Origin of the sequence: Streptomyces sp. NPDC002566 (genome assembly GCF_042889585.1) — a bacterium.
GTDB lineage: Bacteria > Actinomycetota > Actinomycetes > Streptomycetales > Streptomycetaceae > Streptomyces.
The window spans coordinates 608,206-628,428 of sequence record NZ_JBIARD010000001.1; the positions used below are offsets into that span (position 1 = coordinate 608,206).

At 71.3% G+C, this 20,223-nt stretch carries 18 protein-coding genes; 6 read left to right on the forward strand and 12 right to left on the reverse strand.

The genetic code is table 11. The features are described from left to right. The first annotated feature begins 24 nt into the window (after positions 1-24). The 4 genes from lpdA (at position 25) to ACFYXA_RS02560 (ending at position 5,108) form a co-directional block, all read left to right on the forward strand. The gene (lpdA, locus tag ACFYXA_RS02545; RefSeq protein ID WP_389027596.1) at positions 25-1,437 is read left to right on the forward strand and encodes a dihydrolipoyl dehydrogenase; all 1,413 of its coding nucleotides are present in this window, start codon (positions 25-27) and stop codon (positions 1,435-1,437) included. A 128-nt stretch (positions 1,438-1,565) separates the two neighbouring features. Beyond that, positions 1,566-2,996: a hypothetical protein gene (locus ACFYXA_RS02550; RefSeq protein WP_389027599.1), complete on the forward strand. Its 1,431-nt coding sequence runs from the start codon at positions 1,566-1,568 to the stop codon at positions 2,994-2,996. A gap of 99 nt (positions 2,997-3,095) precedes the next feature. Continuing rightward, a complete protein-coding gene (locus ACFYXA_RS02555) occupies positions 3,096-4,586 on the forward strand; it encodes an AlkA N-terminal domain-containing protein (protein WP_389027601.1) in 1,491 nt (496 codons plus the stop codon). A gap of 39 nt (positions 4,587-4,625) precedes the next feature. Next, positions 4,626-5,108, forward strand: a complete 483-nt coding sequence (locus ACFYXA_RS02560; RefSeq protein ID WP_352249829.1) for a methylated-DNA--[protein]-cysteine S-methyltransferase — start codon at positions 4,626-4,628, stop codon at positions 5,106-5,108. Here the strand turns inward: ACFYXA_RS02560 and ACFYXA_RS02565 are convergent. After that, complete coding sequence (locus tag ACFYXA_RS02565; protein ID WP_389027603.1) at positions 5,094-5,849, reverse strand: NAD-dependent deacetylase; 756 nt, start codon at positions 5,847-5,849, stop codon at positions 5,094-5,096. The genes ACFYXA_RS02560 and ACFYXA_RS02565 overlap by 15 nt on opposite strands. Positions 5,850-5,922: 73 nt before the next feature. On the opposite strand from ACFYXA_RS02565, the gene ACFYXA_RS02570 reads away from it, so the two are divergent. Then, on the forward strand, positions 5,923-6,123 hold the full coding sequence (locus ACFYXA_RS02570) for a type II toxin-antitoxin system VapB family antitoxin (RefSeq protein ID WP_352249833.1): 201 nt from the start codon (positions 5,923-5,925) through the stop codon (positions 6,121-6,123). A gap of 58 nt (positions 6,124-6,181) precedes the next feature. On the opposite strand, the gene ACFYXA_RS02575 is transcribed toward ACFYXA_RS02570, so the two are convergent. Continuing rightward, positions 6,182-6,673, reverse strand: coding sequence for an NUDIX hydrolase (locus ACFYXA_RS02575; protein WP_352249835.1), 492 nt, complete (start codon positions 6,671-6,673; stop codon positions 6,182-6,184). A gap of 50 nt (positions 6,674-6,723) precedes the next feature. Continuing rightward, positions 6,724-7,800, reverse strand: a complete 1,077-nt coding sequence (locus ACFYXA_RS02580) for an ADP-ribosylglycohydrolase family protein (protein WP_351092834.1) — start codon at positions 7,798-7,800, stop codon at positions 6,724-6,726. Positions 7,801-7,918: 118 nt separating this feature from the next. Here ACFYXA_RS02580 and ACFYXA_RS02585 point away from each other — a divergent pair, with 118 nt between their 5' ends. Then, positions 7,919-9,037 (forward strand): glycerate kinase, encoded by a 1,119-nt coding sequence (locus ACFYXA_RS02585; protein ID WP_389029018.1) that lies wholly within the window; start codon positions 7,919-7,921, stop codon positions 9,035-9,037. Positions 9,038-9,284: 247 nt separating this feature from the next. Here the strand turns inward: ACFYXA_RS02585 and pssA are convergent, their stop codons facing one another. From pssA to ACFYXA_RS02630, 9 genes are all read right to left on the reverse strand, one after another. After that, positions 9,285-10,103 carry a CDP-diacylglycerol--serine O-phosphatidyltransferase gene (gene pssA, locus ACFYXA_RS02590; protein ID WP_130438297.1) on the reverse strand — a complete coding sequence of 273 codons (819 nt, stop codon included), beginning with the start codon at positions 10,101-10,103 and terminating at the stop codon, positions 9,285-9,287. A 22-nt stretch (positions 10,104-10,125) separates the two neighbouring features. Continuing rightward, complete coding sequence (locus tag ACFYXA_RS02595; RefSeq protein WP_130437800.1) at positions 10,126-10,782, reverse strand: phosphatidylserine decarboxylase; 657 nt, start codon at positions 10,780-10,782, stop codon at positions 10,126-10,128. A gap of 170 nt (positions 10,783-10,952) precedes the next feature. Next, positions 10,953-12,167 (reverse strand): acyl-CoA dehydrogenase family protein, encoded by a 1,215-nt coding sequence (locus ACFYXA_RS02600; RefSeq protein ID WP_352249838.1) that lies wholly within the window; start codon positions 12,165-12,167, stop codon positions 10,953-10,955. A 3-nt stretch (positions 12,168-12,170) separates the two neighbouring features. Beyond that, positions 12,171-12,677: a MaoC family dehydratase gene (locus ACFYXA_RS02605; RefSeq protein WP_130437798.1), complete on the reverse strand. Its 507-nt coding sequence runs from the start codon at positions 12,675-12,677 to the stop codon at positions 12,171-12,173. A 5-nt stretch (positions 12,678-12,682) separates the two neighbouring features. Continuing rightward, a complete protein-coding gene (locus ACFYXA_RS02610) occupies positions 12,683-13,645 on the reverse strand; it encodes a CoA ester lyase (RefSeq protein WP_351092838.1) in 963 nt (320 codons plus the stop codon). Then, complete coding sequence (locus ACFYXA_RS02615) at positions 13,642-15,669, reverse strand: protein meaA (RefSeq protein ID WP_352249841.1); 2,028 nt, start codon at positions 15,667-15,669, stop codon at positions 13,642-13,644. Before ACFYXA_RS02615 ends, ACFYXA_RS02610 begins: the two co-directional genes overlap by 4 nt. 8 nt (positions 15,670-15,677) lie before the next feature. Then, positions 15,678-17,021, reverse strand: coding sequence for a crotonyl-CoA carboxylase/reductase (gene ccrA / locus ACFYXA_RS02620; RefSeq protein ID WP_130437795.1), 1,344 nt, complete (start codon positions 17,019-17,021; stop codon positions 15,678-15,680). A gap of 423 nt (positions 17,022-17,444) precedes the next feature. Continuing rightward, a complete protein-coding gene (locus ACFYXA_RS02625; protein WP_389027609.1) occupies positions 17,445-18,278 on the reverse strand; it encodes a TetR family transcriptional regulator in 834 nt (277 codons plus the stop codon). A gap of 133 nt (positions 18,279-18,411) precedes the next feature. Beyond that, positions 18,412-20,217 carry a 3-hydroxybutyryl-CoA dehydrogenase gene (locus ACFYXA_RS02630; RefSeq protein WP_352249845.1) on the reverse strand — a complete coding sequence of 602 codons (1,806 nt, stop codon included), beginning with the start codon at positions 20,215-20,217 and terminating at the stop codon, positions 18,412-18,414. Positions 20,218-20,223: the final 6 nt, after the last annotated feature.

A 20,223-nucleotide genomic window follows, 5' to 3' on the forward strand; every position in this document is an offset into this window, starting at 1 on the left:
CACCTCACGAAAGGGAAAGCTCCCATGGTCGAGCTGGACGAACGCTTCGACGTCGTGGTCCTCGGCGCCGGTCCCGGCGGCTACGTCGCGGCGGTGCGGGCCGCCCAGCTGGGCAAACGGGTCGCCGTCGTCGAGGAGAAGTACTGGGGCGGCGTCTGCCTGAACGTGGGCTGCATCCCCACCAAGGCGCTGCTGCGCAACGCCGAACTCGCGCACATCTTCACGCGCGAGGCGAAGACCTTCGGCATCAAGGTCGAAGGTGAGGTCTCCTTCGACTACGGGGAGGCCTTCCGCCGCAGCCGCAAGGTCGCCGACGGCCGGGTCAAGGGCGTCCACTACCTGATGAAGAAGAACAAGATCACCGAGTTCGACGGCCGCGGCGTCTTCCTCGACCCCCACACCCTCCAGGTCACCGACTACGAGGGCACCACCCGCACCCTCGGCTTCGAACACTGCGTCATCGCCACCGGCGCCACCCCCAAACTCCTGCCCGGCACCAAGCGCAGCGCCCGCGTGGTGACGTACGAGGAGCAGATCCTCGCCGAGGACCTCCCGCGGTCGGTCGTCATCGCGGGCGCCGGCGCCATCGGCGTCGAGTTCGCCTACGTCCTGCACAACTACGGCGTCGAGGTCACCGTCGTCGAGTTCCTGGACCGGGTCGCCCCGCTGGAGGACGCAGAGGTCTCCGCCGAACTCGCCAAGCAGTACCGCAAGCTGGGCATCCGCGTCCTCACCTCGACCCGCGTCGACTCGATCGACGAGTCCGGCCCCCAGGTCCGCGTCACGGTCACCGCCAAGGACGGATCGCAGCAGGTCCTGGAGGCCGACAAGGTCCTCCAGGCCATCGGCTTCGCCCCGAACGTCACCGGGTACGGCCTGGAGAACACCGGCGTGACGGTCACCGAGCGCGGCGCGATCGACGTCGACGGCCGCTGCCGCACCTCCGTCCCGCACATCTACGCCATCGGCGACGTCACCGCCAAGCTGATGCTGGCGCACACCGCCGAGGCGATGGGCGTCATCGCCGCCGAGACCCTCGCCGGCGCGGAGACCATGGAACTCGACTACGCGATGATCCCGCGCGCCACCTACTGCCAGCCGCAGATCGCCAGCTTCGGCTACACCGAGGCGCAGGCCCGCGAACTCGGCCACGACGTGAAGGTCGCGAAGTTCCCCTTCACCGCCAACGGCAAGTCCCACGGCCTCGGCGACACCACCGGCTTCGTGAAACTGATCAGCGACGCCAGGTACGGCGAACTCCTCGGCGGCCACCTCATCGGCCCCGACGTCACCGAGCTGCTCCCCGAGCTCACCCTGGCCCAGCAGTGGGACCTCACCGTCCACGAGGTCGCCCGCAACGTCCACGCCCACCCGACGCTCGGGGAGGCGGTCAAGGAAGCGGTGCACGGGCTCGCCGGCCACATGATCAACATGTGAGGCCGGCGCTTCACTGAGGCACGGCGGGGCCGTTCACCCGGAAGGGTGCGGCTCGCTCGCCGGTCGGGGTCGTCCGCGATGTGCTGGATCTCCAGCGGACCGATCCGACGGACGAGGGAGCCTCAGCCATGCCGGACACACCGGACGTGCCCGTCGGCGGCGCCCCCTCGGGCAGAGGGGACGCCGCACAGGAGGAGCTGCGGGAGCTGCGGGCCCGGATCGCGGCCCTGGAGAGCGGGCACCGCGCCCGCGAGACCGAAGGGGCCGCCGCCCGGCCCTCCCGGCACCGGGCACGCTCCGTCCTCGCGGTGATCCTCATCGTCCTCGGCTGCCTCCTGGCCCCGCTGGGCGTGGTCGCCGCCTGGAGCGCCGACATCGTCGGCGACACCGACCGCTATGTGCAGACCGTCCAGCCGCTCGCCGCCGACGAGGACATCCAGAAGGCCGTCGCCGGCCGGGTCACCGACGCCGTCATGAGCCACCTCGACCTGCCCGCCCTGCTGCAGGACGTGGCCCCGAAGGACCAGGGGCCGCTCCTGCAGAAGGCCCTGGGCAAACTCGGCGACTCCCTGGAGGACGCGGTCCGCAGCTTCGTCCAGGACAAGACCCAGGCCGTCGTCGCCTCCGACGTCTTCCAGCGGATCTGGACCGACGCCAACCGCCGCGTGCACGCCGCCCTGGACAAGGCCCTCACCGGCAGCGGCGGCGGAGCCGTCAAGCTGGAGAACGACACCGTGACGATCGACCTCGCCCCCGTGGTCGAGGAGGTCAAGCAGCGCCTGGTCGACGACGGCCTCACGGTCGCCGAGAAGATCCCCCAGGTCCACACCAGCTTCACCGTCCTCAGATCCGAGGAGATCGGCAAGGCCAAGACCTACTTCCGGCTGCTGCAACTGGCGGGCGTGTGGCTGCCCGTCGTGGCCGTCCTGCTGGTCGCCGCCGGCGTCCTGCTCGCCACGCGCCGCCGCCGCGCCCTGGTCGCCGCCGCCCTGTGCTTCGCCCTCGCCACCCTGCTGCTCGGCATCGCGCTGACCGTCTTCCGCGTCGTCTACCTCGACGCCCTTCCCGCCGACGTGTCCCAGGCCGCCGCCGGGAGCGTCTACGACACCCTGACCCGCTTCCTGCGCACCGGGGTGCGCGTGGTGGTCGCCCTCGGCGTGGTGGTCGCCCTCGCCGCCTGGCTGACCGGGCCCGGCCGCCGGGCCGGTTTGGTGCGCGGGCTGTGGCACTCCGGCATCGGGGCCGTCCGCACGACGGCCGACCACGCGGGCATGCGCACCGGACCCGTCGGCCCGTTCGTCGACCGCTACCGCACCTGGATCACCTGGATCCTCACCGGCGCGGCCGTGCTGGCCTACGTGCTGTGGCCGTACCCGACCGGCTGGGTCGTCATCGGTCTCGCCCTCGCCCTGCTCTTCGCGCTGAGCGTCGTCGACTTCCTGGCGCCCAGCGCACCGGGCCCGCCGAACCCACCCATCTCGCCGAACGCACCCGGCTCGCTGAGCAAGCCCCCCGCCTCCCCGCCGCCCGCGTCACCGGCCCCGCCCCCGCCGCCCTGAGGTCCGCGACGGTGAGGCGATCGGCGACGGTCCCGGCCGGGCGGGGTCGATGTCGGATTCTCGCCAGCGCCCGCAGGACCGGTGGCCGATGCTGAACGCATGCGCAACGCGATGCACACCGACCGGGAACGCTGTGTGCGAGCCGTGCGGTCCAAGGACGCGCGGTTCGACGGCTGGTTCTTCACCGCGGTCCTGACCACCGGCATCTACTGCCGGCCCAGCTGCCCCGTGGTGGCGCCCAAACCGGAGAACATGACCTTCCACCCCAGCGCCGCCGCCTGCCAGCAGGCCGGGTTCCGCGCCTGCAAGCGCTGCCGCCCCGACACCAGCCCGGGCTCCCCCGAGTGGAACCAGCGCGCCGACCTCCTCGCCCGCGCCATGCGCCTGATCGCCGACGGCGTCGTCGACCGCGACGGAGTGCCCGGTCTCGCCGCCCGCCTCGGCTACAGCGCCCGCCAGGTCGAACGCCAACTCCTCGCCGAACTCGGCGCCGGACCACTCGCGTTGGCCCGCGCCCAGCGCGCCCAGACCGCACGGCTCCTCATCGAGACCACCGAACTGCCCATGGCGGACGTCGCGTTCGCCGCCGGCTTCGCCTCCGTCCGCACCTTCAACGACACCGTGCGCGAGGTCTTCGCCCTCTCCCCGAGCGAACTGCGCACCCGCCGCCGGCCCGAGAGGACCGGGACGAGCCCGGCCACCCCCGGCGCCCTCCAGCTGCGGCTGCCGTTCCGCGCCCCGTTCAACCCGGACAACGTCTTCGGCCACCTCGCGGCGACCGGCGTGCCCGGCGTCGAGGAGTGGCGCGAGGGGGCGTACCGGCGCACGCTCCGGCTGCCCCACGGGCACGGCATCGTGGCGCTCACCCCGCACCCCGACCACATCGGCTGCCGTCTCGTCCTCAGCGACCCGCGCGACCTCACCGTCGCGATCAGCCGCTGCCGGCGCCTGCTCGACCTGGACGCCGACCCCGTCGCCGTGGACGGCCAACTGCGCGCCGATCCGCTGCTCGCGCCGCTGGTGGACAAGGCTCCGGGCCGCCGCGTCCCGCGCACGGTCGACGAGGCGGAGTTCGCCGTGCGCGCGGTGCTCGGCCAGCAGGTGTCCACCGCCGCCGCCCGCACCCACGCGGCCCGCCTGGTCACCGCCCACGGCGACCCGGTCGAGGACCCGGAGGGCGGACTCACCCACCTCTTCCCCACCCCTCAGGCGCTCGCCGCCCTCGACCCCGAGTCCCTGGCGATGCCCCGCACCCGCCGCGCCACCTTCACCCATCTCGTCAGCCAACTCGCTGACGGCACACTGCACTTGGACGTCGACAGCGACTGGGCTCAGGCCCGCGCCCGGCTCCTCGCCCTCCCCGGCTTCGGCCCCTGGACCGTGGACGTCATCGGCATGCGCGCCCTCGGCGACCCCGACGCGTTCCTCCCCACCGACCTCGGAGTGCGGCGCGCGGCACGGGAGTTGGGCCTGCCCTCCACCCCGGCGGCGCTCACCGCGCGGGCGGCGGCCTGGCGGCCCTGGCGGGCCTACGCGGTCCAGTACCTGTGGGCGACGGACAGCCACCCGATCAACTTCCTTCCGGTCTGAGCACGTTCAGACCGACGCAGCCCGACGAACGGACGCGCCATGAAGCACCACACCGTCATCGACAGCCCCTACGGCCCCCTCACGCTCGTCGCCGACGACGGCGTCCTGTGCGGCCTCTACATGACCGACCAGCGGCACCGGCCCGCGCAGGACTCCTTCGGCGCCCGCGACGACCGCCTCTTCGCCGAGGCCGAAGACCAACTACGGGCCTACTTCGCAGGCGAGTTGAAGGAGTTCACCCTCCCGCTGCGCCTGGACGGCACGCCGTTCCAGCGCGGCGTCTGGGCCGAACTCCGGAAGATCCCCTACGGCGAGACCCGCACCTACGGCGACCTCGCCCACGCCCTCGGCGCGCCCACGGCCTCCCGCGCGGTGGGCCTCGCCAACGGCAGGAACCCGGTCGGCATCATCGTCCCGTGCCACCGCGTCGTCGGCGCCGACGGCAGCCTCACCGGCTACGGCGGCGGCCTGGACCGCAAGCGGCGCCTGCTGTCCTTCGAAAGCGGCTCAGCCCTCTTCTGACCGAGGCAGGCGCTCCGCCGCGGCCAGCTCCCGCAGCAGCTTCGGCAACGCCGTCCCGATCGGCTCCCGCACGACCTCGTCGGCGAGCTCGTCGTACGGCGTCGGCTCGGCGTTGACGATGACGAGGCGGGCCCCGTGGTCGGCGGCGACGCCTGCCAGGCCGGCGGCGGGCTGGACCTGGAGGCTGGTGCCCACGGCGATGAACACCTGGCAGGCCTTGGCGATGGCAAGGGCCTCGCCGAGGACGACCGGGTCGAGGCGCTGGCCGAACATGACGGTGGCCGACTTCAGGACGGCGCCGCATTCCCGACAGGGCGGATCGTCCTCGCCGGCGTCGAGGCGGGCGAGGGCCTCTTCCATGGGGCCGCGGGCATGGCACCCGGTGCACACGAAACTCCGTGCGGAGCCATGCAGTTCGAGGACCTTGCGGGCGGGCAGGCCGGCCATCTGGTGGAGTCCGTCGACGTTCTGGGTGATGACCCGTACCGGTACGCCGGACCGTTCCAGGTCGACGATCGCGCGGTGCGCCGCGTTCGGCTCGGCCGACAGGGTGCGGTTCTTGCGCCGCATCTGCCAGGACCGCCGCCTGATCTCCGGATCGCCCATGTAGTACTCGTAGGTGACGAGCTTCTCGGCCTCGGGATCCCGACGCCACAGCCCCTGCGGCCCGCGGTAGTCGGGAATCCCGGAATCCGTGGAGATGCCCGCTCCACTGAGCACGGCGACGAGCGGCTTGGTCATGTCACCGAGGGTAGGACGAGGCACCGGCGACCCGCGAACGGTTTGCGGGGCGGGCAGGTGCTACCTTCCCGCCATGGCGAAGGTGACTGTCTCTCTGGACGCCGAACTCGTCGTCGAGGCCATGGTGCTCGCGGGGGTCGGCAACCCGCAGGACGCCGTGGAACTCGTCGTGCGCGACTACATCGAGCGCGGGCACCGCACGGAGGCGCGGGCCGCCGCCCGCGACGAGGCGCTCCGCGAGATCGACGACCGGCCGCGGCAGACCGACGGCTGACCCGGGGGAGCCGACGGCGGCATCCGCAGCCCCCGTCGGCTCAGCCCTTGTCAGCCGCTCAGCCCACGCGGACGCCGTTCTCCAGCTCCGCCGTGCCCGTGCCCGCGTCCAGCGCTTCGAGGGCGGCCGCCACGCGCAGGGCCAGGCCGCCGAGCAGGTACTCGTGGAGCTCCTCGCGCGGGACCATGCGCCAGGACAGCAGCTCCTCCTCCTGGAGACGGATCGCCTTGAGGTCCTCCTCTTCGAGGACCCCGCCGTCGTACACGTACGCCACCAGCGGCGGACGGTGCTCGCCGCGCACCCAGTCCACCGCGAGGAGCCGCCCGAGAGGGCGGTCGAGGCCGATCTCCTCCAGCGTCTCCCGGTTCGCGCCCTGCCGCGGGGTCTCGCCCTCGTCGGACTCGATCGTGCCGCCGGGCAGCGCCCACCCCTCCCGGTAGTTCGGCTCGACCAGCAGCACCCGTCCCTCCGCGTCGCGGAAGACGGCGGCCGCACCGGCCAGGACACGGGGCAGGGAGGCGATGTACGTGGCGTAGTCAGCAGCGGTCATGGAGGCAGCGTAGCCAGCGCCGGCGGGACGCGGGTCCCCGTCACGCCCCGTCACCCGTCCGCTCCGACCAGCCGCAGCGTGCGCTCCGCCAGCTCGCTGATCCGCACCCCGTCGAAGCCGAACACGGCACTGCGCACGGTGTCCTCCAGCGGGTCCGTCCACTGGGCGGGGATGGCGTCGGCCCCGGTGAGGACGCCGGCCACGGAACCGGCCGTCGCCCCGTTGGAGTCGGTGTCCAGACCGCCGCGCACAGTGAGCGCGATGGTCCGGGTGAAGTCGCCGTCGCCGTACAGCAGCCCGGCGGTGAGGACGGCCGCGTTCGGCACCGTGTGGATCCAGCCCAGGCCCGCCGTCTCCTCGGCCATCGTGGTGAGCGTGTCCTCCCAGCCGAGCCCGGCCTCGTGCAGGGAGGCGACCCGGCGCACCGCGCGGGACAGGCGGCTGCTCGCCGGGATCACGGCCAGCGCCTCCTCCACCGCGTGCCGCACCGTCGGCGCGGTGAACGCCGCGGAGACCAGAGCCGCCGCCCACATCGCGCCGTACACCCCGTTGCCGGTGTGGGACAGCACCGCGTCCCGCCGGGCCAGCGCGGCGGCGCGGCGCGGATCGCCCGGGCGGGTCCAGCCGAACACGTCGGCGCGGATCAGCGCGCCGATCCACTCCTGGTACGGGTTGTCGTACGTCGCCGTCAGCGGCGGCTTCAGCCCGTTGGCGAGGTTGCGGTAGGCCGCCCGCTCCGCCGTGAACGTCTGCCGGTACGGCAGCCGCAGCAGCCACAGGTCGCCGACCTGCTCCGTGCTGAAGCCGAAGCCGTGGGTCTCCAGCAGGTGCAGACCGAGGATGGCGTAGTCGACGTCGTCGTCGCGGCAGCTGCCGTGGATCCGGCCGCGCACGCAGTCGCGCCACTCGGGGCGCAGCGGCGGGCCGTCGTCCCCGGCGGCCGGTTCGGGCAGGTAGTCGGTGAGCGGGAGGGCGTCGGCCCGGCGCAGGTAGCGGTCGATGCGCTCACGCGTCCACAGCTCGCCCTGTTCGACCGGTTTCCCGAGCATGTTGCCCGCGACCCGGCCCAGCCAGCCTCCGAGCACACGCCCGGCCAGCTCTGTCTCGGTGCCCACGAGGGTCGTCATGGTTGTGGTGTACCCGTTCGCGCGGGGCATGACGGCGGGGGCGCGGGGCGGATAGGGTCGCTGCGGCGTGAGAGGGGTTGGGAAGGTGGCGGACGCTGCACGGCAGGGCATCCGGCGGGTGCTCGTGGCCGCGGACAAGTTCAAGGGCTCGCTGACGGCCGTGGAGGTCGCCGAGCGGGTGACGGCGGGGCTGCGCCGGGCCGTGCCCGGCGTCGAGGTCGAGGCCCTGCCGGTCGCCGACGGCGGCGACGGCACCGTCGCCGCGGCGGTCGCGGCCGGGTTCGAACGCCGGGAGGTACGGGTCGCCGGCCCGCTCGGCGACGAGGTCACCGCCGCCTTCGCGGTGCGCGGGGAGACCGCGGTGGTGGAGATGGCCGAGGCGAGCGGACTGCAACGCCTCCCGGCCGGTGTGCTCGCCCCGCTCACCGCCTCCACGTACGGCTCCGGGGAGCTGCTGCGCGCCGCGCTGGACGCGGGCGTGCGGACGATCGTGTTCGGGGTCGGCGGCAGCGCCACCACGGACGGCGGCGCGGGCATGCTGTCCGCGCTCGGCGCGCGTCTCCTCGACGCGCACGGCGAGCCGGTCGCCCCGGGCGGCGGCGGCCTCGCGGACATCGCGCGCGCCGACCTCTCGGGCCTCGATCCCCGGCTGGACTCGGTCGAGCTGATCCTCGCCAGTGACGTCGACAACCCGCTGACCGGGCCGAAGGGCGCGCCGGCCGTGTACGGGCCGCAGAAGGGCGCCTCCCCGGACGATGTGGCCGCGCTGGACGCGGCGCTCGCGCGATACGCGAAGGTGCTGGAGGCGGCGGCCGGGCCGAAGGCCGCGCAGTACGCGGTCGCGCCGGGCGCCGGGGCCGCGGGCGGGATCGGGTACGGCGCGCTGCTGCTCGGTGCGCGGTTCCGGGCCGGGATCGAGGTGATGCTGGAGGTGCTGGGCTTCGCGCCGGCGCTGGAGTGGGCGCAGCTGGTCGTCACGGGGGAGGGGTCGCTGGACGAGCAGACCCTGCACGGGAAGGCGCCGGCGGGGGTCGCGGCGGCGGCGCGGGCGGCGGGGAAGGACGTGGTCGCGGTGTGCGGGCGGGTGACGTTGCCGCCCGAGGCGTTGGGGCGGGCGGGGATCCGGCGGGTGTACGCGCTGACCGAGGCCGAGCCGGACGTGGCCCGCTGCATCGCCGAGGCCGGCGCCATCCTGGAGCGGACCGCGGAGCGGATCGGCCACGACTTCCTGTCCTGAGCGGGGGGTTCCTCCCGTCCCGGGGGCTGCCGCCCCCAGCCCCCCGCTTCGGCCCTGAACGGGCCTCGTCCTCAAACGCCGGACCGGCTGGTTGTGCTCACCCTTCTCCCAACCGAGTCGGGTGGTGGGTGGGCATAGGCCGGGGGTCTGGGGGCGGAGCCCCCAGCAAGCGGTCACGCCGGTGCCGGGTGCGGGGAACGCGAAGGGCCCCGGACCCCACCCGGGTCCGGGGCCCTCAAGCGGAGCGTTACGGCAGCTGCGCCGCACGAGCCTCGCGGCGGTTGCCGCGGAAGTTGTTCACCCGCCGTGCCGTGGCGAACAGGGGGATCACCGCCCCCATCACCAGCTGCAGCGCGCAGCCGGCCTGGAGGAGCAGCTGGCCGCCCGGGGCGTCGAAGGCCCACGCGGCGAGGAGCCCCATCGACAGCACGATCCAGGAGAGCATCGCGCCTGCGAGGCGACCCCGCGGCTTCGGGTACTCCACCCGGCTCACCATCAGCCAGGCGGTGCCCAGGATGGCGAGGAGCGTGGCCTCGAAGGGCAGCTCCAGCAGCACGATGGAGACGACCGTCAGCGCGCCGAACGGCGAGGGCATGCCCTGGAAGGTGCCGTCCTTCACCGTCACACAGGAGAACCTGGCGAGCCTGAGCACCACCGCCAGCAGCACCATGATCGCGCCGACCGCCGCCACCCGCTGGTGAGCGTCGTTGGCGACCATGCCGTAGACGAGGACGAAGTACGCCGGCGCGAGGCCGAAGCTGATCAGGTCGGAGAGGTTGTCCAGCTCCGCGCCCATGGGCGAGGAGCGCAGCTTGCGGGCGACCAGTCCGTCGAAGAGGTCGAACACCGCCGCGCAGAGCATGAGGATGACCGCGGTGGCCGCGCTGTGGCGGGCCATGCCGGTCTCCTGGCTGCCGGTGAGGTGCGGGATCAGGATGCCGGTGGTGGTGAAGTACACCGCCATGAAGCCGCACGTGGCGTTGCCGAGGGTGAGGGTGTCCGCTATCGACAGCCGCAGAGAGAGGGGCATCTCCTCTTCGTCGTCCGCCTCGTCGGCCTCCGGCACCCAGCCTGCCTGGGTCTGTGGGTCAATCACGGTCAATGCGAGTCACCCCCGCCACGGTCTTCTGCCCGACCTCGACCGCGACCTCCACGCCCTCGGGCAGGTAGATGTCGACGCGCGAGCCGAAGCGGATCAGACCGATGCGCTCGCCCTGCTCGACCTTCGTGCCCTCAGGGATGTAGGGGACGATGCGGCGGGCGACGGCGCCGGCGATCTGGATCATCTCGATGTCACCGAGCTCGGTGTCGAAGTGCCAGACAACGCGCTCGTTGTTCTCGCTCTCCTTGTTGAACGCCGGCACGAACCCGCCCGGGATGTGCTCGACCGACGTCACCGTGCCCGACAGCGGGGCGCGGTTGACGTGGACGTTGAGCGGGCTCATGAAGATCGCGACCCGGGTGCGCCCGTCCTTCCACGGCATGATGCTCTGCACCACACCGTCGGCGGGGGAGATGACCCGGCCCTGAGCGATCTCGCGCTCGGGGTCCCGGAAGAACCACAGCATGCCCGCCGCCAGAGCGGTGGCGGGAACGGCGACGGCCTTCGCGGCGCCGGAGCGGCGGGCGCGGAGCAGGCTGACGGCTGCGGTGGCGACGGTCGGGAGAAGCCACGGCGATGCTCCACGCGCAAGGCGTACGCCGACCAGGCTGTCGCGAGGTGCAGAGGTTTGGCTGTGGGGCATGGATGACCTTCGTAGCGGATGACGCCGCGCTTCGACAGGGGGACGGCGGCTTACCGCGATGGTAGCGGTTCGAGGCCGCAACTGGGTAAGTCAAGAAGCCGAGTCGGCGGCCGGAGCGGGTTGACGGGGTGTGATCTTCTTCTCGAAGAAAACACCCCCAACCGTGACATCTAGCCCTGGAACCGGTACTCCTCGAGCAGCCTGCGGCCGATGATCATTTTCTGGATCTCGGCGGTACCTTCACCGATCAGCAGCATCGGAGCCTCACGGTAGAGGCGCTCGATCTCGTACTCCTTGGAGAAGCCGTAGCCGCCGTGGATCCGGAAGGCGTCCTCCACGACCTCCTTGCAGTACTCGGAGGCGAGATACTTCGCCATCCCGGCCTCGAGGTCGTTTCGTTCTCCGGAATCCTTTTTGCGTGCCGCGTTCACCATCATGGCATGCGCGGCCTCGACCTTGGTAGCCATCTCGGCCAGCTTGAACTGAATGGCCTGGTGCTGGGCGATCGGCTTGCCGAAGGTGTGCCGCTGCTGGGCGTACGCGACGCCGAGTTCGAACGCACGCTGTGCGACGCCGCAGCCACGGGCGGCGACGTTGACCCGCCCGACCTCCACGCCGTCCATCATCTGGTAGAAGCCTCGTCCGGTGACGCCGCCGAGCACCCGGTCGGCGGGAATCCGCAGGCCGTCCATGATGAGCTCGGTGGTGTCGACGCCCTTGTAGCCCATCTTGTCGATCTTGCCCGGGATGGTGAGGCCGGGGCGGACCTCCCCGAAGCCGGGTTCCTTCTCGACGAGGAAGGTGGTCATGGACTTGTGGGGCGCGGTGGCTGTCTCCGAAGGGGAGTGTCCTTCGTCACTTCGGACCAGAACGGCCACGAGCGAGGAGGTCCCGCCGTTCGTCAGCCACATCTTCTGGCCGTTCAGGACGTACTCGTCGCCGTCCTTCACCGCCTTCGACGTGATCGCCGACACGTCCGAGCCGAGACCCGGCTCCGACATCGAGAAGGCGCCCCGGATGTCGCCGGCCGCCATCCTCGGCAGGAAGTGCTCCTTCTGCTCCTGCGTGCCGTGCTGCTTGAGCATGTACGCCACGATGAAGTGGGTGTTGATGATGCCGGAGACCGACATCCACCCGCGGGCGATCTCCTCGACGCACAGCGCGTACGTCAGGAGCGACTCGCCCAGACCGCCGTACTCCTCGGGGATCATCAGGCCGAACAGGCCCAGATCCTTCAGGCCGTCGACGATCTGCTGCGGGTACTCGTCACGGTGCTCCAGCCCGGTGGCGACGGGGATGATCTCCTTGTCCACGAAGTCGCGGACGGTGGAGAGGATCTCCTGCTGGACGTCGGTCAGACCGGCGGTCTGGGCGAGGCGGGCCATCGGTCAGCCTTCCTGAAGTTCCGGGCGGCCCGGCTGCTCGCCGCCGCGCTCCTTGATGTACGTCTCGGTCGGCACCATCACCTTGCGGCGGAACACGCACACGAGCGTGCCGTCCTGCTTGTAGCCCTTGGTCTCGACGTGCACGATCCCGCGGTCGTTCTTCGACTTCGAGGGCCACTTGTCGAGCACGGTCGTCTGACCGTAGATCGTGTCGCCGTGGAAGGTCGGCGCCACGTGCTTGAGCGACTCGATCTCCAGGTTGGCGATCGCCTTGCCGGAGATGTCCGGGACGGACATGCCGAGCAGCAGCGAGTAGATGTAGTTGCCGACCACCACGTTCTTGCCGAAGTCCGTCGTGTTCTCGGCGTAGTTGACGTCCATGTGGAGCGGGTGGTGGTTCATCGTGAGGAGACAGAACAGGTGGTCGTCGTACTCCGTGACCGTCTTGCCCGGCCAGTGCTTGTACGTCGCCCCGACCTCGAACTCCTCGTAGGTGCGTCCGAACTGCATGGCGCTCAGGCCTCCGGGATCTCGAACTTGCTGGTGCGCTGCATGCCGGCCGCGCGGCCCTTGCCGGAGATGACGAGCGCCATCTTGCGGCTGGCCTCGTCGATCATCTCGTCGCCGAGCATCGCCGAGCCCTTCTTGCCGCCCGCCTCGGACGTGTAGTAGTCGTACGCGTCCAGGATCAGCTCGGCGTGGTCGTAGTCCTCCTGCGACGGCGAGAAGATCTCGTTGGAGGCCTCGACCTGACCCGGGTGCAGCACCCACTTGCCGTCGAAGCCGAGCGCGGCGGCGCGCTGGGCGACCTCGCGGTAGCCGTCGATGTTGCGGATCTGGAGGTAGGGGCCGTCGATCGCCTGGAGGTTGTTGGCGCGGGCCGCCATCAGGATCTTCATCAGGATGTAGTGGTAGGCGTCCGCCGGGTAGCCGGGCGGCTGCTCGCCCACGACCAGCGACTTCATGTTGATGGAGGCCATGAAGTCGGCCGGGCCGAAGATGATCGTCTCGACGCGCTGGGACGCCGTCGCGATCTCGTTGACGTTGTTCAGGCCCTGCGCGTTCTCGATCTGCGCCTCGATGCCGATCTTGCCGACCTCGAAGCCCATCGTCTTCTCGATCTGCGTCAGCAGCAGGTCCAGGGCGACGACCTGCTGGGCCGACTGCACCTTCGGCAGCATGATGCAGTCGAGGTTCTGGCCGGCGCCCTCGACGACGGTGACGACGTCACGGTACGTCCACTCGGTCGTCCAGTCGTTGACCCGCACGACCCTCGTCTTGCCCGTCCAGTCACCCTCGTTGAGGAACTTGACGATGGTGTGCCGCGCCTCGGGCTTGGCGAGCGGCGCGCACGCGTCCTCCAGGTCGAGGAAGACCTGGTCCGCCGGGAGGCCCTGCGCCTTCTCCAGGAAGCGGGGGTTCGAGCCCGGTACGGCCAGACACGAACGCCGGGGGCGAAGGCGGTTGACGGTGGTCATGCGGGGACCTCCAGTGGGTCGAGCTTGTTCGCTTTCCGGATCTCGTCGACGATGCGGCCGATGATTCCGGTGATGTCGAAGTCCTTCGGGGTGAACACCGCGGCCACTCCGGCTGCCCGGAGCTGCTCGGCGTCCCCGTTCGGGATGATGCCACCGGCGATCACGGGGATGTCTGTGGCACCGGCCACACGCAGCCGTTCGAGTACGTCAGGGACCAGCTGGGCGTGCGAGCCGGACAGGATGGACAGGCCGACCGCGTGCACGTCCTCTGCGAGGGCCGCGTCCACGATCTGCTCCGGGGTGAGCCGGATGCCCTGGTAGACGACCTCGAAGCCGGCGTCGCGGGCGCGCACGGCGATCTGCTCGGCGCCGTTGGAGTGGCCGTCCAGGCCCGGTTTGCCGACCAGGAAGCGCAGCTTGCCCACGCCCAGGTCCTTGGCCGTGACGTCGACCTTGCGGCGCACCTCGGACAGGGCCGAGCCCTCCTCGGCGGGGACGGCGACCGGCGCCGAGGAGACCCCGGTCGGGGCCCGGAACTCCCCGAACACCTCGCGCAGGGCCCCGGCCCACTCGCCGGTGGTGACGCCGGCGCGGGCGCACTCCAGGGTGGCCTCCATGAGGTTGGCGGTGCCCTTGGCGGCCTCCTTCAGCTTCTCCAGCGCCTTGCACGGGCGCGGGTGGTTGAAGGGGGGCTGGTAGCGGGTGTCGCGCCAGTTCCGCAGCGAGGCGATGACCCGGGCCTCGACCGCGGGGTCGACCGTCTGGATAGCGGTGTCCAGATCGGCGGTCAGCGGGTTCGGCTCGGTCGTCTCGAAGATGTTGACGCCGACGATCTTCTCCTGGCCCGACTCGATCCGGGCCCGGCGCTCGGCGTGCGAGGAGACGAGCTGCGACTTGAGGTAGCCCGACTCGACGGCGGCCATCGCGCCGCCCATCTCCTGGATCCGCTCGATCTCCGCGAGGGACTCCTCGACCAGCTTCGCCACCTTCGCCTCGACGACGTGCGAGCCCTCGAAGATGTCCTCGTACTCCAGCAGGTCGCTCTCGTGCGCCAGCACCTGCTGGATGCGCAGCGACCACTGCTGGTCCCAGGGCCGGGGCAGCCCCAGCGCCTCGTTCCAGGCGGGCAGCTGCACGGCACGCGCGCGGGCGTCCTTGGACAGCGTCACCGCCAGCATCTCCAGCACGATCCGCTGGACGTTGTTCTCCGGCTGCGCCTCGGTCAGACCGAGGGAGTTGACCTGGACGCCGTAGCGGAAGCGGCGGTGCTTGGGGTCCTGGATGCCGTACCGCTCCAGCGTGATCTTGTCCCAGATGCGGCCGAAGGCGCGCATCTTGCACATCTCCTCGACGAAGCGGACGCCCGCGTTGACGAAGAACGAGATCCGCCCGACGACGTCGCCCATGCGCTCCTGCGGCACCTGGCCGCTGTCGCGCACGGCGTCCAGGACGGCGACGGCGGTGGACATCGCGTACGCGATCTCCTGGACCGGCGTGGCCCCGGCCTCCTGCAGGTGGTAGCTGCAGATGTTGATCGGGTTCCACTTCGGCATGTGGGAGACCGTGTACGCGATCATGTCCGTCGTCAGCCGGAGGCTCGGCCCCGGGGGGAACACATGGGTCCCCCGGGACAGGTACTCCTTGACGATGTCGTTCTGGGTCGTGCCCTGGAGCCGGGTGATGTCCGCACCCTGCTCCTCGGCGACGACCTGGTAGAGCGCCAGCAGCCACATGGCCGTGGCGTTGATCGTCATCGAGGTGTTCATCTGCTCCAGGGGGATGTCCTGGAACAGCCGGCGCATGTCACCGAGGTGCGCGACCGGCACGCCGACCCGGCCGACCTCGCCGCGGGCGAGGATGTGGTCGGAGTCGTAGCCGGTCTGGGTCGGCAGGTCGAAGGCGACCGACAGACCCGTCTGACCCTTGGCGAGGTTGCGCCGGTACAGCTCGTTGGACGCCTCGGCCGTGGAGTGACCGGCGTACGTGCGCATGAGCCACGGCCGGTCCTTCTGACGCTCACTCATGGACGACCTCAGATGTTCCGGAAGCGGTTGATGGCGTCGATGTGCTTGGCGCGCTTCTCGTGGTCGCGCACGCCCAGGCCCTCCTCGGGGGCCAGCGCGAGCACGCCGACCTTGCCCTGGTGGAGGTTGCGGTGCACGTCGTAGGCCGCCTGGCCGGTGTCCTCGAGGGAGTACACCTTCGACAGCGTCGGGTGGATCTTGCCCTTGGCGATCAGCCGGTTGGCCTCCCAGGCCTCGCGGTAGTTGGCGAAGTGCGAGCCGATGATCCGCTTCAGGGACATCCACAGGTAGCGGTTGTCGTACTCGTGCATGTAGCCCGAGGTCGAGGCGCAGGTGGTGATGGTGCCGCCCTTGCGGGTGACGAAGACACTCGCGCCGAAGGTCTCGCGGCCGGGGTGCTCGAAGACGATGTCGATGTCCTCGCCGCCGGTGAGCTCGCGGATGCGCTTGCCGAAGCGCTTCCACTCCTTGGGGTCCTGGGTCTGCTCGTCCTTCCAGAACTTGTAGCCCTCGGCGTTGCGGTCGATGATCGCGTCGGCGCCCATGGACCGGCAGATGTCGGCCTTCTGCTCGCTGGAGACGACGCAGATCGGGTTGGCGCCGCCGGCCAGCGCGAACTGGGTGGCGTAGCTGCCGAGGCCGCCGCTCGCGCCCCAGATCAGGACGTTGTCGCCCTGCTTCATGCCGGCGCCGTTGCGGGAGACCAGCTGGCGGTAGGCGGTGGAGTTGACCAGGCCCGGGGCGGCGGCCTCCTCCCAGCTGAGGTGGTCCGGCTTGGGCATCAGCTGGTTGGACTTGACGAGCGCGATCTCCGCGAGGCCGCCGAAGTTGGTCTCGAAGCCCCAGATGCGCTGCTCGGGGTCGAGCATCGTGTCGTTGTGGCCGTCCGAGGACTCCAGCTCCACGGAGAGGCAGTGTGCGACGACCTCGTCGCCGGGCTTCCAGGCGTTGACGCCGGGGCCGGTGCGCAGGACGACGCCCGCGAGGTCGGAGCCGATGATGTGGTACGGCAGGTCGTGGCGCTTGGCCAGCTCGTTGGTGCGGCCGTAGCGCTCCAGGAAGCCGAACGTCGACAGCGGTTCGAAGATCGACGTCCACACGGAGTTGTAGTTGACCGAGGAGGCCATGACGGCCACCAGGGCCTCGCCGGGGCCGAGCTCCGGCAGCGGCACCTCGTCGAGGTGGATCGACTTGCGCGGGTCCTTGTCGCGGGTCTCGAGGCCCGCGAACATCTCGGTCTCGTCCTTGTGCACGGTGATCGCGCGGTACGACTCGGGGAGCTGCAGGGCGGCGAAGTCCGCCGACGTGGAGTCGGGCGACTGGATCGCGGCCAGGATGTCCTTCACGGTCACGGTGTTGCCTCCGGCGGTGAGCGCCCTGAGGGAGGGGCGCCGATGGTTACGTCGGTGCTGCTGAGGGATGGGTGTGTGCCGTCGGTTCGGCTCGGTGGTGCTGTTCGGCAGCGCTTTGTGGCGCGGGAGGTTGCCTGTGACGCAGGCGTCCGGGCGCGCAAACCGTGGGCTTGCGGGGACAGCCGACGTACGAAAGGTCTCTGCACGCCGGCCGCCCGGACTCCTTCAACGTATGACACCGCGTGTCACCCCGCAAGGCACTGAGTGCCAGAACTTCCACTCAGCTGAAATCTTTACGTCACAAATGAGCGATGATCGATCGAACGGGCTCGTGAATCCGCGGGAAAACGGCCTCTGACATGCCAAAACGGCCACCCGGTCGGGTGGCCGTCATCACAGTGCCGAAGGGCTCGTGAGGGCTGTTCAGCGCTCCTTGAGCGCCTGCTCGATGGTCCGCATCACCTCGTCCAGCGGCGCGTCCGTCCGCGCCACCGTCACCAGCACCTCACCGTGCGCGGACACCGCCGCCGGGGCCGAGGCGCCGGCCGCGGCGCCCACACGCCCGGCCCCGATGCCCGTCCCGAACGTCTTGCGGACGATGGCGAAGGCGTGGTCGAGCTGCGCCTCCACCTCGCCCTGGCCGCCGGCTCTCAGCCAGCGCCGCAGCACGTGGTTGTGCGCGGTGACCACGGCCGACGCGGCCACCTCCGCCAGCAGCGGGTCGTCGTTGGCGGCGTCGTCGTGCGCGTGCTCGTCGAAGTGCCCGAGGAGGTAGCGGGTGAAGAGGCGCTCGTAGCGGGCCACCGAGGCGATCTCCGCCTCGCGCAGGGTGGGCACCTCGCGGGTGAGCTTGTAGCGGGCGACCGAGATCTCCGGCCGCGCCGCGTACATCTTCATGACCTCCTTGATGCCCCGGCACACCGTGTCCAGCGGATGCTCGTGCGCGGGCGCCGCGTTCAGCACCGCCTCGGCGCGGATCAGGGTGTCGTCGTGGTCCGGGAAGATCGCCTCTTCCTTGGAGCGGAAGTGGCGGAAGAACGTCCGGCGGGCGACGCCGGCCCGGGCCGCGATCTCGTCGACGGTGGTCGCCTCGTACCCCTTCGTCGCGAACAACTCCATCGCCGCGGCCGCGAGTTCCCGGCGCATCTTGAGCCGCTGGGCCGCCGCGCGGCTGCCCGCGGGGCTGTCCGACACTTCGGTCGGAGCTGAGGTACGTGAGGACTTGGCGGGCTGGGGCATGCCCTGAACGTACTGCATGTGCGCAGCTCGGTGCGCCGGTCCGCGAGGCCGGCGGGCTCCCCCCGCCCAGGCCGGGGCGGGCGGGAGGGGGGCCGCCGGGTCCAGCAGCCCGCCCCAGTCCTCTCCGGCCCGCGGCCGGTCCCCGGCGCCGTCAGCGGCGGGCATGTTCGCGGAAGCCGCGGCCGGTCTTGCGGCCGAGGCAGCCCGCGGCCACCAGGTGCTCCAGCAGCGGCGCCGGGGCCAGCCCCGGGTCGCGGAACTCGCGGTGCAGCACCTTCTCGATGGCCAGGGAGACGTCCAGACCGACCACGTCGAGCAGTTCGAACGGGCCCATCGGGTAGCCGCCGCCCAGCTTCATCGCGGCGTCGATGTCGTCCAGGGTCGCGTAGTGCTCCTGGACCATCTTGATCGCGTTGTTGAGGTACGGGAACAGCAGGGCGTTCACGATGAACCCGGCCCGGTCGCCGCAGTCCACGGCGTGCTTCCTGATCCGGCCGCACACCTCGTGGACCGTGGCGTGGACGTCCTCGCCGGTCAGCACCGTGCGGACCACCTCGACCAGCTTCATCGCCGGCGCGGGGTTGAAGAAGTGCATGCCGATCACGTCCTGCGGACGCGAGGTGGCGCGGGCCAGCGCGACCACCGGCAGCGACGACGTGGTCGTGGCGAGGACGGCGCCCGGCCTGCACACCTTGTCCAGCGTCGCGAACAGCTGCCGCTTGATCTCCAGGTCCTCGGCGATCGCCTCGACCGCCAGGTCGACGTCGGCGAAGGCGTCGTAGGAACCGGCCGTGGTGACGCGCTCCAGGGTCTGTGCGGCGGCCTCGGCCGTCATCCTGCCCTTGTCGACGGAACGGGACAGCGACTTGCCGATCCGCGCCTTGGCGACCTGCGCCTTCTCCTCGCTGCGGGCGGCGAGGACGACGTCGAAGCCCGCCTTGGCGAACACCTCGGCGATGCCGGAGGCCATCGTGCCGGACCCGGCGACGCCGACGGAGCGCACCGCACGGCCGGGGGTCCCGGTGCCGCCGGTCACCGGCGTGAGGGCGTCGGCGACGACGGTCGCGCTGCCCGGGGCCTCGTAGGTGTAGAAGCCGCGGCCCGCCTTGCGGCCGGTCAGACCGGCCTCGCTGAGCTGCTTGAGGATGGGCGCGGGGGCGTGCAGCCGGTCGTGGGAGGCGGCGTACATGGCCTCCAGGACCGTGCGCGCGGTGTCGACGCCGATCAGGTCCAGCAGGGCGAGCGGGCCCATCGGCAGACCGCAGCCCAGCCGCATCGCGGCGTCGATGTCCTCACGGGAGGCGTACCGCGCCTCGTACATCGCGGCAGCCTGGTTGAGGTAGCCGAACAGCAGCCCGTCGGCGACGAAGCCGGGGCGGTCGCCGACCGCGACGGGCTCCTTGCCCAGGTCCAGGGCGAGGTCGGTGACGGCGGTGACGGCGGCCGGCGCGGTCAGCACGGAGGAGACGACCTCGACGAGCTTCATCGCCGGGGCGGGGTTGAAGAAGTGCAGGCCGAGGACGCGCTCGGGTCGGGCGGAGTCGGCGGCGAGGCGGGTGACGGACAGCGCGTTGGTGCCGGTGGCGAGGATCGTCTCGGGCCGCACGATCCCGTCCAGCTCCCGGAAGATCTGCTGCTTGACCTCGTACGACTCCGGCGCCACCTCGATGACCAGGTCGGCGTCGGCCGCGTCGCGCAGGTCGGTGGAGGTGCGGAGGCGGGCCAGGGCGTCGGCGCGCTCCCGCTCGGTCAGCCGGCCGCGTTCGACGGCGCGGGCGGTGGCGGACTCCAGGGCGGCGACACAACGCGCCGTCTGGGTCTCGTCGACGTCGATGCCGATCACCTCGCGGCCCGCCTTGGCGAGGACTTCGGCGATGCCGGCGCCCATGGTGCCGAGACCGACCACGGCGATCGTGCGGAGGGAGGGCTGAGAGGTGTGGGACAGGGGAGTGGCCATCGCGGG

Coding starts and splice junctions, on each gene's coding strand:
- lpdA (WP_389027596.1), top strand. CDS start 25: ATGGTCGAGCTGGACGAACGCTTCGACGTCGTGGTCCTCGGCGCCGGT.
- ACFYXA_RS02550 (WP_389027599.1), top strand. CDS start 1,566: ATGCCGGACACACCGGACGTGCCCGTCGGCGGCGCCCCCTCGGGCAGA.
- ACFYXA_RS02555 (WP_389027601.1), top strand. CDS start 3,096: ATGCGCAACGCGATGCACACCGACCGGGAACGCTGTGTGCGAGCCGTG.
- ACFYXA_RS02560 (WP_352249829.1), top strand. CDS start 4,626: ATGAAGCACCACACCGTCATCGACAGCCCCTACGGCCCCCTCACGCTC.
- ACFYXA_RS02565 (WP_389027603.1), bottom strand. CDS start 5,849: ATGACCAAGCCGCTCGTCGCCGTGCTCAGTGGAGCGGGCATCTCCACG.
- ACFYXA_RS02570 (WP_352249833.1), top strand. CDS start 5,923: ATGGCGAAGGTGACTGTCTCTCTGGACGCCGAACTCGTCGTCGAGGCC.
- ACFYXA_RS02575 (WP_352249835.1), bottom strand. CDS start 6,673: ATGACCGCTGCTGACTACGCCACGTACATCGCCTCCCTGCCCCGTGTC.
- ACFYXA_RS02580 (WP_351092834.1), bottom strand. CDS start 7,800: ATGACGACCCTCGTGGGCACCGAGACAGAGCTGGCCGGGCGTGTGCTC.
- ACFYXA_RS02595 (WP_130437800.1), bottom strand. CDS start 10,782: ATGCCCCACAGCCAAACCTCTGCACCTCGCGACAGCCTGGTCGGCGTA.
- ACFYXA_RS02600 (WP_352249838.1), bottom strand. CDS start 12,167: ATGGCCCGCCTCGCCCAGACCGCCGGTCTGACCGACGTCCAGCAGGAG.
- ACFYXA_RS02605 (WP_130437798.1), bottom strand. CDS start 12,677: ATGCAGTTCGGACGCACCTACGAGGAGTTCGAGGTCGGGGCGACGTAC.
- ACFYXA_RS02610 (WP_351092838.1), bottom strand. CDS start 13,645: ATGACCACCGTCAACCGCCTTCGCCCCCGGCGTTCGTGTCTGGCCGTA.
- ACFYXA_RS02615 (WP_352249841.1), bottom strand. CDS start 15,669: ATGAGTGAGCGTCAGAAGGACCGGCCGTGGCTCATGCGCACGTACGCC.
- ACFYXA_RS02625 (WP_389027609.1), bottom strand. CDS start 18,278: ATGCAGTACGTTCAGGGCATGCCCCAGCCCGCCAAGTCCTCACGTACC.
- ACFYXA_RS02630 (WP_352249845.1), bottom strand. CDS start 20,217: ATGGCCACTCCCCTGTCCCACACCTCTCAGCCCTCCCTCCGCACGATC.